This window comes from Occallatibacter sp. FHG110214_02 (genome assembly GCF_059115385.1).
Map to the genome: position 1 here is coordinate 102040 of NZ_JBZYWK010000014.1, position 15233 is coordinate 117272.

The 15233-nt window shown below is 59.5% G+C and carries 12 protein-coding genes; 5 read left to right on the top strand and 7 right to left on the bottom strand.

Going from position 1 to position 15233, the window contains the following annotated elements:
- Positions 1-19: 19 nt before the first annotated feature.
- Positions 20-1441, bottom strand: a complete 1422-nt coding sequence (locus AC5S3R_RS13700; protein ID WP_494267626.1) for an APC family permease — start codon at positions 1439-1441, stop codon at positions 20-22.
- A 53-nt stretch (positions 1442-1494) separates the two neighbouring features.
- Here AC5S3R_RS13700 and AC5S3R_RS13705 point away from each other — a divergent pair, with 53 nt between their 5' ends.
- From AC5S3R_RS13705 to AC5S3R_RS13720, 4 genes are all read left to right on the top strand, one after another.
- Positions 1495-4341 carry a PIG-L family deacetylase gene (locus AC5S3R_RS13705; RefSeq protein ID WP_494267627.1) on the top strand — a complete coding sequence of 949 codons (2847 nt, stop codon included), beginning with the start codon at positions 1495-1497 and terminating at the stop codon, positions 4339-4341.
- A 404-nt stretch (positions 4342-4745) separates the two neighbouring features.
- Positions 4746-6530, top strand: coding sequence for a hypothetical protein (locus tag AC5S3R_RS13710; protein WP_494267628.1), 1785 nt, complete (start codon positions 4746-4748; stop codon positions 6528-6530).
- A gap of 687 nt (positions 6531-7217) precedes the next feature.
- A complete protein-coding gene (locus AC5S3R_RS13715; protein WP_494267629.1) occupies positions 7218-7676 on the top strand; it encodes a lysozyme in 459 nt (152 codons plus the stop codon).
- Positions 7677-7932: 256 nt separating this feature from the next.
- Positions 7933-8277 carry a phage holin family protein gene (locus tag AC5S3R_RS13720; protein ID WP_494267630.1) on the top strand — a complete coding sequence of 115 codons (345 nt, stop codon included), beginning with the start codon at positions 7933-7935 and terminating at the stop codon, positions 8275-8277.
- 4 nt (positions 8278-8281) lie between these two features.
- On the opposite strand, the gene AC5S3R_RS13725 is transcribed toward AC5S3R_RS13720, so the two are convergent.
- The 6 genes from AC5S3R_RS13725 to AC5S3R_RS13750 form a co-directional block, all read right to left on the bottom strand.
- A complete protein-coding gene (locus AC5S3R_RS13725) occupies positions 8282-9640 on the bottom strand; it encodes an amidohydrolase family protein (RefSeq protein ID WP_494267631.1) in 1359 nt (452 codons plus the stop codon).
- A gap of 65 nt (positions 9641-9705) precedes the next feature.
- Positions 9706-10185: a hypothetical protein gene (locus tag AC5S3R_RS13730; protein ID WP_494267632.1), complete on the bottom strand. Its 480-nt coding sequence runs from the start codon at positions 10183-10185 to the stop codon at positions 9706-9708.
- Entirely contained in the window at positions 10182-10724 is a 543-nt protein-coding gene (locus tag AC5S3R_RS13735; protein WP_494267633.1) for an RNA polymerase sigma factor, read from the bottom strand. The genes AC5S3R_RS13730 and AC5S3R_RS13735 overlap by 4 nt, the downstream gene beginning before the upstream one ends.
- Before the next feature lie 231 nt (positions 10725-10955).
- Positions 10956-11660 carry a tetratricopeptide repeat protein gene (locus AC5S3R_RS13740; protein ID WP_494267634.1) on the bottom strand — a complete coding sequence of 235 codons (705 nt, stop codon included), beginning with the start codon at positions 11658-11660 and terminating at the stop codon, positions 10956-10958.
- A 144-nt stretch (positions 11661-11804) separates the two neighbouring features.
- Positions 11805-14111, bottom strand: a complete 2307-nt coding sequence (locus tag AC5S3R_RS13745) for an Orn/Lys/Arg family decarboxylase (protein WP_494267635.1) — start codon at positions 14109-14111, stop codon at positions 11805-11807.
- A gap of 103 nt (positions 14112-14214) precedes the next feature.
- A complete protein-coding gene (locus AC5S3R_RS13750) occupies positions 14215-14538 on the bottom strand; it encodes a hypothetical protein (protein WP_494267636.1) in 324 nt (107 codons plus the stop codon).
- 102 nt (positions 14539-14640) lie between these two features.
- On the opposite strand from AC5S3R_RS13750, the gene AC5S3R_RS13755 reads away from it, so the two are divergent.
- Positions 14641-15030, top strand: coding sequence for a hypothetical protein (locus tag AC5S3R_RS13755; protein WP_494267637.1), 390 nt, complete (start codon positions 14641-14643; stop codon positions 15028-15030).
- Positions 15031-15233 lie beyond the last annotated feature (203 nt).

The window sequence follows — 15233 nt, forward strand, 5'->3', positions numbered from 1 at the left end:
ACCCAACTGGCCAAATTGGTTACAACCTTTCGTTGGAGGCAAACGGCCACTGCCGCGTAGCGCGAGCCCGCAACAGATAAATCCCCGTCCCTGAAATCCCAATCCCCGCCGCAACAGCCAGCCCCTGCAGCGCATTCACGCGGTTCGCAAGAATAAAAAGAAAGCCCGCCATAGCCGCCAGCGGAGGCAGCGGATAAAACGGAATCCGAAATGGCCGCACCAGCCCCGGCTGCTTCGCTCGCAGCCACATCACGCCAATCTGCTGCAAAAAGAACTGCAGCAGAATCCGCGTCACCACCAGCATCGTAATCACCTGCTGCAGCGAGAAAAAGCAGAACAGCGATGCAACCACTCCCAGCGCAATCAGCGAGCGGTGCGGAATATGATGCTTCGGATGCACCGCAGCAAGAAAGCCAAAGTAGTTCCCTTCCTTGGCCGCAGCATAAGGCACACGCGAATACCCCAGCAGCAGCGAAAACACAGAAGAAAACGCCGTCCACACAACAAGAGCAGCCATCAGCGCCCCAGCCCAGTGCCCAAAGGCAGAGCCTGCAATATCCGCAACAAGCTGCAGCCGTGACGCAACCGTGGCAACAGCCTTCGCGCTGTCATGCACAGCCGGAAGCGCCGCAAGATTCATCCCAACATACATCGCGGAAACAATCGCAATCGAAATCAAAATCGCACGGGGAATCGTGCGCTCCGGCTGCTTCACCTCGCTGCCCAGGAACGTAATGTTGTAGTAGCCCCAATAGTCGTAAGTAGTAATGAGCGTAGCCTGCGCAAGCCCGCCCAGCGCCAGCGCCGCCGACTGCGCAGGCGTTGCGGGCATATGCCATCCCCCCACCGAAGCCGCATGCGCAAACCCTGAAACAATCACCCCCGCAATCGCAGTAATCACGCCGGCAAACAAAATCCACGCCAGCCGGGTAACCGCGCTCAGGTTGCGATAAAGCAGAGCAGTCACCAGCAAACAAGCGCCAGCCGCTGCAAAGTTCCCCCAATGCAATTGCGGCAACGCAGCAAACGGCGCAGCATCCAATCCCGGCCAAAACCACGCCAGAAATCCCGACAACCCAATGCACCCCGAAGCAATCGACAACGGCGCAGAAAAACTCAGTTGCCACACGTAGAGAAAGCTAAGCCAGTTCCCTGCCTTCTCCGCCCCATAAATCTCGCGCAAAAAAGCATACGAGCCACCCGCCCGCGGAAACGCCGCGCCCAGTTCCGCCCACACCAGCCCATCGCAAACCGCAATCGCCGCGCCCAGCAGCCACGCCCACGTTGAAAGATGAAACCCCGCCGCCGCAATCACCAGCGGCAGCGTGATAAACGGCCCCACGCCAATCATCTCCAGCATGTTGAAGAGCACAGCCGGGCGCAGCCCTATGCGGCGTTCAAGATGAGGCGCATTGCCAGACATGGATGTAGGTTCAACCATAGTTGAAGAGTAATTTCAAAGACGCTCTGGCGGATTGTACACTGGCGACACCTATGTTCCTTGCGAAGAGATCTCACAGCGCAGCCGCGCGCATCGCAATCCCCGTCCTTGCCGCAACCATTCTCGTAAGCACCAACACGCACGCGCAGCAGTGGGACCCATCCGCGCTGGCTCCTCACGAAGCCAGCTCCATCGCTCTTCCCTTAGGAGAAGATCGCGGCAACGCAGCCCTGGAACAAGCTCTCCGCCGCCTCAACACCACGGCCAGCGTCATGATGATCGTCGCCCACCCCGACGACGAAGACGGCCCCCTGCTCGCATACCTCAGCCGCACGCAAGGCGTACGCACCACCCTGCTCACGCTCACCCGCGGCGAAGGCGGCCAGAACGCCATGGGCCCTGAAACCTACGACACCCTCGGCCTCATCCGCACTAACGAGCTCCTCAAAGCCGATGAATACTACGGCGCAACCCAGCTATGGGGCACGCAAGCCGACTTCGGCTTCTCCAAAACAATGGAAGAGTCCTTCACCCGCTGGGGCCACGACCGCGTACTCTACGATGCCGTGCTGGCCGTACGCCGCATGCGCCCGCAAGTCATCGTCGCCACCTTCATCGGGGCCGTAAGCGACGGCCACGGCCAGCATCAGGTCTCCGGCGAAATCGCACAGGAAGTCTTCAAAGCCGCAGGCGATCCCAAGGTCTTCCCCGACCAGCTCAAAGACGGCATCCAACCCTGGCAACCGCTCGCCGTCTACGGCATGGTCCCTCGCGCGCAGCTCACGCAGCAAGGCATCTTCGATTACGCAACCGGCAAGTGGGCGCCCGTCGAATTCAAAAACTACATAACCGGCGAAACCACCCACACCGCGCTCACTGCTGACGTAACCATCCCCGTCGGCAACCGCGATGAAATCCTCGGCCGCAGCCCCGTTCAAATCTCCCGCGAAGGCTGGGGCATGCAGAAGTCGCAATACGGCGGCGCAAGCCCCGCGCTCAGCGGCCCCGCAACCTCCAGCTACCACCTCTGGGCCGTAGCCCCCGTAGCAGCCGCCAGCAAAACCAACACCGGCAACCACAGCCTCTTCCTCAACGACCACGTAGCCATCCCGCCAAGCCTCGCAGCCCTAAGCTACCTCGCTGGCGACAACCCGCCGCAATGGCTCCGTGACGGCCTCAGCGGAATCGACACCGAGCTAGCCGCCTTCACCGCTCGCCGCGATCCCCGCGCCAACATCATGGCCGCCCACGAGCTCGCCGCAATCTACCAGCGAACCATCGAGCTACGCGACCACATCTCCACCAGCGAGCTAAACCCTCAGGCCAAAGCCAGTCTCATCCTCGAGCTGAACTACAAAATCGACGACTTCCAATCCGCCCTGCAGCAACTCCTCGGCCTCGAACTAACCGCCTTCCGCACAAAGTCAGCATCAACCTCGCGCGGCATGTCCCGCGGCGACTCCGCCGACGAAACACCCGCCAGCGTCTCCCCCGGCGAAGAATTCTCCGTCCGCATCCACACCTCCCACGCCGAGCCGTCCGCCGTGCTATCCAAAAACGGCCTCGTCAGCCCCTCCAGCGAAATCACAGCATCAGCCATCCCTTCAGCAACCGCCCCCAGCACGCCCGCAAACGACATCTTCTACCGTGCGCAAGTCGAAGCCGCCGCCAAGCCCACCGAGCCCTACTTCACGCGCCCCTCCATCGAGCAGCCTTATTACGACGTAGCCAACCCCGCATGGCGCGGACGCTCCTTCGCTCCCTGGCCGCTTGAAGCCTGGGTCGAGTACGACTTCGACGGCGTCCCCATCCGCCTCAGCTCCGTCGTGCAAACCCTCCAGCACATTCCCGGCGAAGGCGGCCTCTACGAACCTCTCGTCATCACCCCCGCCATCGGCGTCAGCATGACACCCGAAGCCCGCATCCTTCCCCTCGACGGAAGCCCTCTTCCAGTCAAGGTCGTAGTCCACACGCAGCACGCCGCCGAAGGCACCGTCTCCCTCAAGCTCCCCGCAGGCTGGACCTCCCAACCCGCGGAAGCCCACTTCGCCACCAAATCCGCCAGCAACACCGAACCAATCCTCTTCTCCGTCACACCCAGCGCCGCACAAGCCACCGCCTACAGCCTGCAAGCCGTCGCACAATCCGGCAACGCAAGCTACACCAGCGGATGGAAGCGCGTAGGCTACGACGGCCTGCGCCCCTACAACCTCTACAACGCAGCAGAACTCAAAACCCGCAAAATCGACGTCAAGCTAGCCCCCGGCCTGCGCGTCGGATACGTCATGGGTGCAGGCGACCTCGTCCCGGAAGCAATGGAAGCCATGGGCATCACCCCGCACCTGCTCTCCGCCTCGGAAATCGCCTCCGCCGACCTCTCCACCTTCAACGTCATCGTCATCGGCATCCGCGCCTACACCACGCGCCCTGAGCTAACCACCAACCACGCCCGCCTCGACGCCTTCGTAAAAGCCGGCGGCACGCTCATCGTGCAATATCAGCGAACCGCCTTCCCTTCCCCGCTGCCGCTCGACCTCGGCCATCCGCAATCTCCTGAAAACGTCGTAGACGAAACCGCCCCCGTAAAAATCCTCGCCCCCCAGGACCCGCTCATGAGCTGGCCCAACACCATCACCATCGCCGATTTTGACAACTGGGTAGAAGAGCGCGGCCATTCCTTCCTTGTCTCATGGGACCCCGGCTACACACCCCTCACCGAGACAGCCGACGCAGGCCAGGACCCGCAGCGCGGCGGCCTCATCGTAGTTCGCAACACCGCCGCCACCGGCAAAGGAACCTATATTTATGTTGCCTACGCGCTCTACCGGCAACTCCCGGAGCTGGTCCCCGGCTCCTACCGCCTGCTAGCAAACCTCCTAAGCGCCGGAGCCGCACACTAAACAGCCTCTGACGAATCGAATGTGTTTTGTATGGAGGGAGTAGGGGCCTTCAGGCCCCTGAAAAACTAACGAAGAAAAGAAAAGGGCTTTAGCCCCGGACTTCTTCTCAAAAACGCCATGCTTGCCCCAATATCTAATTCCGTCAAATTCCTTTAACCGACCCCGCCTTCACAAAGATTAATGCAGCGTAAATTCTCTTTTATCAATCTGTTACAACCATTAAATCTCTGTAAATTAGTCATATATTCATCTTCTCCTGTCAGTCTGAGGCTGGAAGCAACTGGGTTTGCACGCCGCAATAGGTGTGCGCCTGGGGATCTGGTTGTGTCCGGAATAGTTCCGAAGCAAACCGTCGGAGCACGCCGGGTGCATGAAACAACGCTGAACTGAACAAGAGAGGCCCAATGAATTTCAAACTCAAAGCGGTTGCCGCAATGATCCTGGCAGCCAGCATCCCTGGCACGTATGCCGTGGCGAGCGACGGCACGCCAAAGAAGCATAAGGCCAAGAAAGCCGCGCATGTTGAAACCTGCGGTAGCTGCGATCAGATCGACGCACTCCGCCGCGACCTTCAGGGACAGATCGATGGTCTGAAGACTGACCTCGCGTCCAAGGACGCCGCTCTGCGCCAGGCGCAGCAGCAGGCCGCCGACGCGCAGGCCGCTGCCGACAAGGCCAACGCCGCTGCCGCCGGACTGTCTGACAATGCCACTGCGGTCAGCGCGCTTCAGGGCACGGTCAACGACCTGAAGGCGAACCAGCTTTCGCTGGCCACCACCGTCTCCGACGAAACCTCCAAAATCAAGCAGCAGCTCGAGAGCCCGGACACAATCCATTACAAGGGCATCACGATTTCGCCGGCTGGCAGCTTTATCGAAGCCGCAACAGTATGGCGTAGCGCGGCAACGGGTGGCGGCATCAACACCCAGTTCACCGGCATTCCGCTGGAACATGGGGAAACAGGCAACGTAAGCGAATTCCAGGGAGAAGGTCGTCAGTCCCGCCTGGCCCTCAAGGCCGTTGGCAGACTGAACAACATGACCATGACCGCCTACTACGAAATGGACTGGTTGGGTGCAGGCGCAACCTCCAACAACAACCAGTCGAACAGCTACGTGCTGCGTCAGCGCCAGTTGTGGGCGCAGGCAGCGCTGCAGAGCGGCTGGAAGTTCACCGGCGGCCAGATGTGGTCTCTCGCGACGGAAACCACGCACCTGCTGGATAACGGCACGGAAATCCTCCCGGGCACCATCGACCCGCAGTACAACGCCGGCTTTGTGTGGGCGCGTCAGTATGGCTTCCGCGTCTCGAAGGACTTCGGTAACAAGTTTGCCCTCGGTGTCTCGGCGGAAAATGCGGAGACTCTGAACCCGGCCGGTTCGGGTCTGCCCGCCTTTGTGCTGCTCGGCCAGTTGGGCAACAGCGGCGGTCTCTACAACGCGTTCAATGCGAACATCTCTTACAACCTGGCTCCGGACATCGTCGCCAAGCTGGCAGTTGAACCCGGCTGGGGACACTTTGAAGTCTTCGGTATCCAGCGTATGTTCCGTGATCGCATCTACCCGAACGTGGCCAATGGCTACACGGAAGCTAAGAATGACGACGCTGTGGGTGCAGGCATCGGCGGCGGCTTCCGCGGACCTCTCGGCAAGTATGGTTCGGTTGGCCTGAAGGCTCTGTACGGCAAGGGCGTTGGCCGCTACGGCAGCTCCACCATTGCGGATGTCACGATTGCGCCTTGGGGCGGCATCGTGCCCCTCAAGAACCTCTCCGGCTTGGCAACGTTGGAACTCACTCCCACCAAGCGCCTCTCCATCTACCTGAACTATGGTGGCGATTACGTATATCGCCAGACCGATGGCGGCACGTGGGGCTACGGCTCGTACCTGACCGACATGTCGGGCTGCAACACAGAGCCTGCTCCTGCTTCAACGGTGACCAATGGTTTCCCGCCTTCCACGGTTGGGCCGGCCCATTGCGGCAACCAGAACAAGGACGTGCAGGAAGCCACCGCTGGCTACTGGTATGACATCTACCGCGGCTCGAAAGGTCGTCTGCGTCAGGGCATCCAGTACAGCTACTTCGCTCGCAACCTCTGGTCTGGTGTAGGTGGCCCGCTCAACCCGAGCGGCTCTGCCCAGGGCACGGACAACGTCGTAGAAACCTCCTTCCGCTACTACCTCCCGTAGTCGCAGAACAACCCCAAACGAGGAAGGGCAGCCCGATGGGCTGCCCTTCCTCGTCCCCCCCTCTCATCTTCGTTCACCCGCAAAATCATCGGGTATCATCCTGCACGAAGCGCATTGGGGCCCCGCGCACAGGTTTCATCGTGCATGGGGTAGGCGGAGCGAAGGATCTGCGGTTGCCTTGTATAGTTTTTGCCTTTTACAGTTTTTCCGTCTTTTACAGTTCTGAGCCCTTTATCTAAAAACCCTGTACCCCACACCCTATCCCCTGTACCCTGCTCTCCTGTGGAAAACCCTTGTCAAGTCCCAAACTCGAAAATATTTCCTAACTCATTGATTCTATTAAGCAAAAATCTTCTCCAGGTTTGCGCTCAATTATGGCCTTTTATGCCAAACTAAAAATAAGCAGAAAAACAGCCCGATTCCAAAGGAATCGGGCCGTTCCGTTTTAAGGGCCGGAAGATACTCCCCCCTCTTAATACTGGGACTGTGAGACTGTAGACCCACAATCCAAGCCAGAAAAAAGGAAAGAATTTTTATTTTTTCCGCAAAGTAACCACTTTCCGTCACCCCATTAACCACTTAATAAACACCAAAGAACACCTACAAACGCAACCAAATCAGCAACATAATGCCGCTCCCACCCGGGAGCGGCATTTTTCATGCACAACCGCCAAAAGGAGACCCACCATGCGCACCAGCCCTCAGGGCATCAACCTCATCAAGCAGTCCGAAGGCTTCCGCCCCACCCTGTACAAGGACGCCGTAGGCCTCCTCACCATCGGCTACGGCCACCGCATCCGCCCCACCGACTGCTTCTCCGGTCGCATGACCGAGCCACAGGCCGAAACCATCCTCGCCGCCGACATCGCCGCCGCCGAGCAGTCCGTCACCCGCCTCGTCAAAGTCCCGCTCACACAAGGCCAGTTCGACGCCCTCGTAGACTTCGTCTTCAACCTCGGTTCCGCACGCCTGGCCTCCTCCACACTGCTCAAGGACCTCAACGAAGCCCGCTACCCCGACGCCGCCCGCCAAATCCTCCGCTGGGACCACGCCGGAGCCAAAATCCTCCCCGGCCTCGAACGCCGCCGCATGGCCGAGTACCAGCTCTTCACCGCGCAGCAGCCCCCACAATCCGCCGCCGCCTGAAAGCAGGTTCTTCTGGAATTTCGAGTCAAAGATAGGCCGGGGCTTCAACCCCGGCAATCAAACCGACAAATAAAGAGGAGGGCCTTTAGGCCTGAGGTATGCCGGGTACCGCCAATCCTCCGACTCCAATTCCCCAGGCAGCAACACCCCACCCACCCGCATCCAAGCATTCTGGAAAAGCTGGTTCTAAAAATAGATACACTTAGCCTCAGCAGCTTTTCCGATACCATAACCCACACAAGGAGAACCATCCCTTATGTTCAAGCTTCTTGTTCACTGGTTATTGAGTGCTCTCGCCCTCATCGTCACCGCGGAAGTCATCCCCGCCTTTGAAGTCCAGAGCTTCAGCTCCGCGCTCGCCGCCGCGCTCGTCATCGGCCTGCTCAACGCCACCATCGGCCTCATCCTCAAGATTCTCACCATCCCCATCAGTATTCTCACCCTGGGAATCTTCCTGCTAGTCATCAACGCGCTGATGATCCTCTTCGCCTCAGCCATCGTCAAGGGCTTCCGCGTCCACGGCTTCCTCCCCGCATTCATCGGAGCGGCCATCCTGGCCCTGCTAGGCATCCTCATCCGCACCATCTTGAAAGAAGCCTGATTCGCTACTTCCCGCAACTATCCAGCGGGCCAAGCTCACTGCCAACCTTTTCGAGCCTGGCCCGCAACCTCGCCTCCACCTGTGCAAATGCCCCCACCGGCAGCGCCGCTGGATTCAACGCCTTCTCCGCACCGCAAACCCGCAGCGGCTCCCCGGCCACGCCCAGCGAATGCAGCTTCCCCGCATCACCATACACCGCCACACCGCCAATCATCACCAGATCAATCGCCGTAATCCGGTTCGCCACAATCGCATCGTAAGGATTCCCCGCCGCACCCGAAGCCTTAACCAGAAACAAATCCGCCAGCATCCCCGGCGCAATCGTTCCCACCTTGTCGTCAATCCGGGCCACCCGCGCCGGCACACTCGACGACATCTCCACCAGTTGCCTCGCACTGAACAACCCATGCAACTGCTCGCGGCTCACCCTGTCCGCATACTGAATCTCTTCCCAAAGATTGTCCGACCCGCTCGGCGACCAATCCGGAGCCAGCGAAATCGTCACACCCTCGCGAAACGCCGCATCCACATTCGCCGTCTTCCCATACAGCTCAAAGTTCGACCGCGGCGACCACACAATCGAAGCCCCAGCCTGGTGCACCCGCGCCAACTGGCTCTCACTCAACCCCACCGAATGCACCAGCGCCGTATGCGCCGTCAGCAGCCCATGAGCCTCCAGCAAATCCAGCTCCTGCGCAGACTCCGCATCCGTGGGCAGCCCCTCGGCAATATGAATCGCCAGCAAGTCCAACTCCCCATCGCGAATCTCCCGCGCATACTTCGCCGCCGTCGCCCCATCCATATCCCGCGGCAAAATCCCAATCGAGTTCGCAATGCGCTCATGGTCCACCGCATCGCCATAAAACCCCGTCGCATGGTCCAGGTTCCTCACCAGCCCGCGAATGCAACCCGGCCCGCCCATCCCAATAAACGAGGTAGTCCCCCCAATCAGCGCCTTCACTTCCACATACTCGTCAATGTCGCAAACGCTATCCGCCGGCAGCGCGCGATACTTCGCCTCCAACTGCCGCTGATACACATCCCAGTCGCGCCACTCATAGCGATTGGCAAACTTATGCGGTGGCGTCCATCGCGGAAAAACATTGAACGAAGGATGATTATGCAGATCCACAAACCCCGGAAAAATCAGGTCGTCGGTCTCTACCACCTGCGCCCCGCTAATCTCCGGCTTCGCACGCTCCACATGCAGAATGTGGCCCTTCCAGATATCGAGCCACCCATGCTCAATCACGCCCTCCGGCGTAACAACATTGCCACCCAGCAGCAAATGCACAGGCTCCTGCGCCCTCGCGCAGACAGCACTCCCCAACACAAGCATCAAAAGACAAAAAGAACGGCGCATGGTGGATTCATTCTCCCACACCATGCGCCGCATTCTTACTCGTCCAGTTCTGTTTAGCTTGTTACTCAGCGCTGCCCAGCATCAGCAGCCTTCTCCTTCCAATCCTTCTTCTTCGCTGCATCCGCATCTTTCGCGCCCTGCGGCTTCTTCGTCAGCCCCTGATTCGTCAATACTGGCCCATTCAGCGTCTCAGGAGTCCGCATCGCACCGGCACTAGAAAACCCACCCGCAGGCCGCACCCTCACCGGAGCAGCAGTAGCATTCCCCGCGCCCACAACAGCCATCCGCGCAGAAATCTGCCATGCCCCGCCAGCCACCACGCAAACAATCGCCGCTGCAGCAGCGCCACGCGTCCAAACCGGCAGCCATCCTCGCGAGCCTTCCGCCGCAACTGGCCAATCCAGCACACGCGCATTGCGCGGAACCGCCTGCAATCCCTTCTGCACCCGCTCCGCCAGACCCTCCGGCGCAGGCAGATTCGCAATCAGCCGCAGCGTAGCTTCCGCCTCACTCAATCCCGTATTGTTAACCTCGTTCTCACTCATAGCCCACTCCCGCCGCGGTCTTTTCGCGCCCGTCCCATCTTCTCCGACATCAAGTTCCGCGCACGAAACAACCGCGACCTCACACTCGACTCCGTAACGCCCAGCACATCGGCAATCTCCACGCTCGAAAGCTCTTCAAACGCCGAAAGCGCCAGCACTTCCTTCTCCTTCGCCGGCAGCGTCTCCACCATCGCCAGCACATGCGCATGATGCTGCGCCGCCGCCGCGCGCTCCTCCGCGCTCAAACCCTCCGCAGGAAGCACCCGCGCCATCTCTGCCACATCATCCGTCTCCGGCCGCGTCTTCGCCCGCCGTTTCCGGTCCAGCACAATATTCCACACAATGCGAATCAGCCACACGCGATGGTCGCGCACCTCACCCAGCATCTCGCGATGCTTCATCACGCGCAGAAACGTCTCCTGCACCGCGTCCTCGGCGTCTTCCGCCTGCCGCAGCACAGAGTAGGCCACGCGATAGAGCGTACCTGCATACTGCTCCACCAGTGCCGCAAGCGCCTGCTCGCTCGTCCGTTCGCTCATTTCCCCGTACACAGCGCTCCCGGCCGTCCCCATCCACGCCCGTTCCAATACCAAGGTGCCCATACAGCCACCAGACGCAGAGCAGGGCAATTCTGCTCATCCCAATGCAATGGACGAATTACCCACTCAAAATAGCAAATCCCACCTCCGCGAACCCGCAAAGGTGGGATTATTCTCTTCAAAAATCGAAGGCCTTTTTCGTCTCTCGTCCTTCGTCACTCGTCCCTAAACTTACTTTCCGCCTAACTTCTGCGCCGCAAACGAGCCGGCCATGCCTTCCTTATCGGCGTCCTTAATCTTCGCCCACAGAGCCTTCGCCTGCTCCTGCTTGCCCTGCGCAACGTAAAGGTCAGCCAGCGCAAGCTGCGCCACCGGCGTGCTCACCGTCTTGGAAGGGCTGCCAGCCAGTTCGTTGTACAAATCAACCGCCTGCGAATCGCGGCCCGTCTGGTGGTAGAGCCCCGCCAGCGCAAGCTTCGCAAGATTGGCCGTGTTCTTATCCCACGCACCGGCAGCAGCCTTCAGCTCACTCTCCGCCGTGCCGTTCTGTCCCAGCTCTTCCGCGGTAATTCCCGTAAAGTAGTGCGCCTTCGCGCCCACCGGAGTCCAGCCGTAGCTCTTCGCCACATTCTCAAACTGCTGATTCGCAGCCTTCGCGCGCTCGGCGGAAGTGTTATAAAACCCGCTCTGCGCAGGCACTCCCGGCTGGTTCAGCGGAGCCGTATAGGTATCCACCGCCGCTCCAAGAGCCTTCTCCGCGGCGCCGGTCTGCACATTCCAGAAGATAAGAGCGCCAATCACCACAACCAGCGCAACTCCGGCAATCACGGCATAGCGCACAGCGTTGGCGCGATGCGCTTCCAGCCAACCAAGGCCGGACGCGGTTGCCTGTGCAAACTGATCCTGTTTCAGGGCGTGACGTGTCTGTGTATCCACTTGTTTTTTCTCGTGTTCTTTCTCTGGAATCTGTGCAGGCCAATCGAACTAAGCAAGCCCGGCAAAAAGGAAGGCACTGCTGCTGCAACCCCAATAGTTTATCAGCGAAGGCGCCAGTTTCGGAATGGCGCCACGCAGCAACTTCTACTTCTCTACCACCGCCCGCATATAGTACCGCCCGCCAATCTCCTCAATGCCGTGCACTTCCCGCTCAAACCCCGGAAAACGCCGCCCAAACTCTTCCATTGCGGAAATCAGCTTCACCACCGGGCTCCCCGCATCGCCAAGCCGCTCGCCCGGCATACACATCGGAATCCCCGGCGGATATGGCACCAGCATCACCGCCGCAATGCGCCCGGCCATCTCGTCAAACGGAACCTTCTCCGTCTCGCCGCGCACCAGCTTCTGGTAGGCCTGCCACGGCGTCAGCACCGGGTCAAAATCCTCGTCGCAAGCCGCGTTCACCAGCCCCGGCAAGTTCAACTCAATCATCGCCAGGTGCATCTCGTCGCTCAGCTCGCGCAGCGTTACGCCGCGATACCGCTGCGGAAACTTCGACACCAGCTCCGGCATTGCTTCCGTCAGCTCGGCATCCGAGTCATACAGCCGCTTGAACTCGAAGAGATTTTCCAGCAGCGCGCCCCACTTGCCCGTACTCGTTCCCACTGAGAACAGCACCAGCACCGTGTAGTCGCCCGTACGCGCAATCTCCACGCGCCGCCCATCCAGAAACTCCGTCAGCAGCGCCGCCGGAATCCCAAACGTATCAAGCTGCCCCTGCGCATTCACGCCCGGCATCACGATTGTGACCTTCGTAGGGTCCAGCATCGAGTAGCCGTCGCCAATATCCGCATCCTGGTAGCCGTGCCACATCTCGCCCGGCTTCAGCGTCCAGCAGCTCGACTGCGTAGCGAGCACCTGGTCCGGCGTCTCTTCCAGCAGCATGCTGTCGCCCGTCGCCGGGTCCGTCACGCGCTCCGGCTGATACAGCTTGAAGAACCATCCATCGCCATTCTTCGCATCCGCGCGCAAACGGTGCGCCACCGAAGCAATCGCCTTGCGAAACGCAATCGCATCCAGCAGCGTCTCCTGCATCAGCGTGTGCCCCGCAGGCTCATCCATCATCGCCGCCGCCACGTCAATCGAAGCAATCAGCGGATAAAACGGCGAAGTCGTGCCGTGCATCATGAACGACTCGTTGAACTGGTCAAACTCCAGCGGAGCCCTGTCGCTCAACTTCACATGCACCATCGAAGCCATCGAAAACGCCGGCAGCATCTTGTGCGTAGACTGCACAGAAAAAATCAGCGGACGATCCGGCATCTCCTCTGGAACACCCATCGCAAAGCGCCCCTTGTACAACTCGTGGAACTTCGCATACGCATACCACGCCTCGTCAAAATGCACGCGCGGCACGCTCTTCGCAAGCTGCTCCACCACCTTGTTCACGTCATAACAAAGCCCGTCATACGTGGAGTTCGTCACCACGGCATAGGTAGGCTTCTTCGACGGCGCATCCGCGGTAAACGGGCTCTTCGCAATCAGTTCCTGCACACTCTCCGGCGTAAAGCGCCACAGCGGCACCAGCCCAATCATGCCGTAACCATTGCGCGTCGGCTTGAAATAAACAGGCCGCGCTCCCGTCACCGTCAGCACATGTGCAATCGACTTGTGGCAATTCGCATCCGCAAGAACAATGTCATCCTGCGCAATCACGCCATGCCCAACAATCTGGTTCGACGTGGAAGAACCGCCCAGCACGTAGAACGTCCAGTCCGCGCCAAAGATGCGCGCGGCATTCCGCTCCGAGTCTCCCGGAGGTCCAATATGGTCCAGCCACGACCCCAGCGGAGCCGTAGAGATCCCAAGGTCGGCACGCAGCAGGTTCTCACCAAAAAAGCTGTGGAACTCCATGCCAATCGGATGCTTCAGATACGCGACGCCGCCCATGTGTCCCGGCGCGTCCCACGAGTACGCACCCTGGTCCGTGTACTTCTTCAGCTCGCGAAAATACGGCGGCAAAAGCTGCTCGTGATAGCGCTCCACGGCAAAGTCCACGCGGTTCGCAATAAACGCAGGCGTATCACCGAACAAGTGAATGTACTCATGAACCTGCTTCACCACTTCAAGCGGCAGGTCGCTCACCAGCGTACGGTCTGCAATCAGGAAGACCGGAATCTTCTTGTTCCGCTGGCGCACAGCACGCAAAATCTGCAGCGCGGCGCGCTCGTCAAACTGGTTGTCGCCCTCAAGATCCCAGTCCAGCAGAATCGCCGAATGCGACGGGTCTGACATCACCAGCGACAACCCATCCTCGGGCGTCGAGGTGCGCACAACTTCATAGCCTTCTTCTTGAATGGCGCTGACCAGGCGCTCCATAGCGCGGTCAGCCACCGACTCCGTGCCGCCTTTTTCGCCGGCAATTAAAACAACCCAACGTCTTTCGTTCACAGTCCGATATTATCGCGCCTTACGCCAATAAAAGCGACAGTCCGGTAAATGCTTTTACAACCGCTCCCCGCTCTGCCGCAAATGCCCCTGCAACAAGGCCTTTCTATCGCCACAAACCCACAATCAGGCCCCCAATCACAATCAGGCATCCGCCGGCCAAAACCGGAAGGGTTGGGACAGCGCGAAAGAAGAGATAATTTGTAAGCTGGAAGACCACGAACAAGGTGGCGATATAGATGCCCGTAACCTGCGCAAACTCCACCGGAGCCAGGTTGAGCGACGTTCCATAGAGCGTAAGCGCCACCGCGCCAATGGCAAATAAGCCAATCCGCGCCGCAATGCTGTTCTGGTGCAGCGCAATGCGCACCACGGCATCTCCGGTGGCTTCAAGAACAGTGGCCATCAGCACAAACAGGAAAATCTTCATACTGCCATGTTCTCAGGAGCGCGAAATGGACGCAAGAAAAGTCCCTAGCGTCCGTCTCATTCCCTCATTCCACACACCGCTCTCCAGTGATACGCTGGAAGCATGTACGAAGACTTCCACGTAACCGACCGCTGGACCGGAGAAGACCTTCACTGCCGCTGGAAGGCCAACATCGTAGCCATTGCCACGCGCCACGCCGACGCCGTTGACGTCCGCTTTGACGTAAACGACAAGCCGATGTGGATTGCGCTCCCCGCAACCGCCTGGGTTGAGCAGAAGAAGCGCACCGGCAAGGTCATCACCGACCAGCTAGCCGCGCAGGTTGCCGGCCTGTATCTCAAGCAGCTCGTCGAGGAAGGCTATGACGCCGCCCGCGAGATGTACACGATGACCGTGGACGAGGTTCTGGCAAATCTCGACGTCGTGGTCGAGGAAGCCAAGTCGCAGGGATTCATTCCGCAGTTACCAGTGGGAATTAACGCGCTGGTTTAGCTGAAAATTTAATTTTAGAAAGCCCTTTCTCCGTTCGACGGAGGAAGGGCTTTTTCATGCGGCGAATGGGTATTTTTGGGAGATGTGCACTGGAAAGTGTGCATAATTGAGGGGATTTTTCCTCTTATTATTTTCACCCATATCGTTGAAAATAATTGAGTTAAACACGAAAATTTGGGACATTCGGGGGGGGGGGGGGTGGG

Bases quoted from the DNA above. Each gene is read 5' to 3' on its own strand.
- AC5S3R_RS13700 (WP_494267626.1), bottom strand. From the start codon at position 1,441: ATGGTTGAACCTACATCCATGTCTGGCAATGCGCCTCATCTTGAACGC.
- AC5S3R_RS13705 (WP_494267627.1), top strand. From the start codon at position 1,495: ATGTTCCTTGCGAAGAGATCTCACAGCGCAGCCGCGCGCATCGCAATC.
- AC5S3R_RS13710 (WP_494267628.1), top strand. From the start codon at position 4,746: ATGAATTTCAAACTCAAAGCGGTTGCCGCAATGATCCTGGCAGCCAGC.
- AC5S3R_RS13715 (WP_494267629.1), top strand. From the start codon at position 7,218: ATGCGCACCAGCCCTCAGGGCATCAACCTCATCAAGCAGTCCGAAGGC.
- AC5S3R_RS13720 (WP_494267630.1), top strand. From the start codon at position 7,933: ATGTTCAAGCTTCTTGTTCACTGGTTATTGAGTGCTCTCGCCCTCATC.
- AC5S3R_RS13725 (WP_494267631.1), bottom strand. From the start codon at position 9,640: ATGCGCCGTTCTTTTTGTCTTTTGATGCTTGTGTTGGGGAGTGCTGTC.
- AC5S3R_RS13730 (WP_494267632.1), bottom strand. From the start codon at position 10,185: ATGAGTGAGAACGAGGTTAACAATACGGGATTGAGTGAGGCGGAAGCT.
- AC5S3R_RS13735 (WP_494267633.1), bottom strand. From the start codon at position 10,724: ATGAGCGAACGGACGAGCGAGCAGGCGCTTGCGGCACTGGTGGAGCAG.
- AC5S3R_RS13750 (WP_494267636.1), bottom strand. From the start codon at position 14,538: ATGAAGATTTTCCTGTTTGTGCTGATGGCCACTGTTCTTGAAGCCACC.
- AC5S3R_RS13755 (WP_494267637.1), top strand. From the start codon at position 14,641: ATGTACGAAGACTTCCACGTAACCGACCGCTGGACCGGAGAAGACCTT.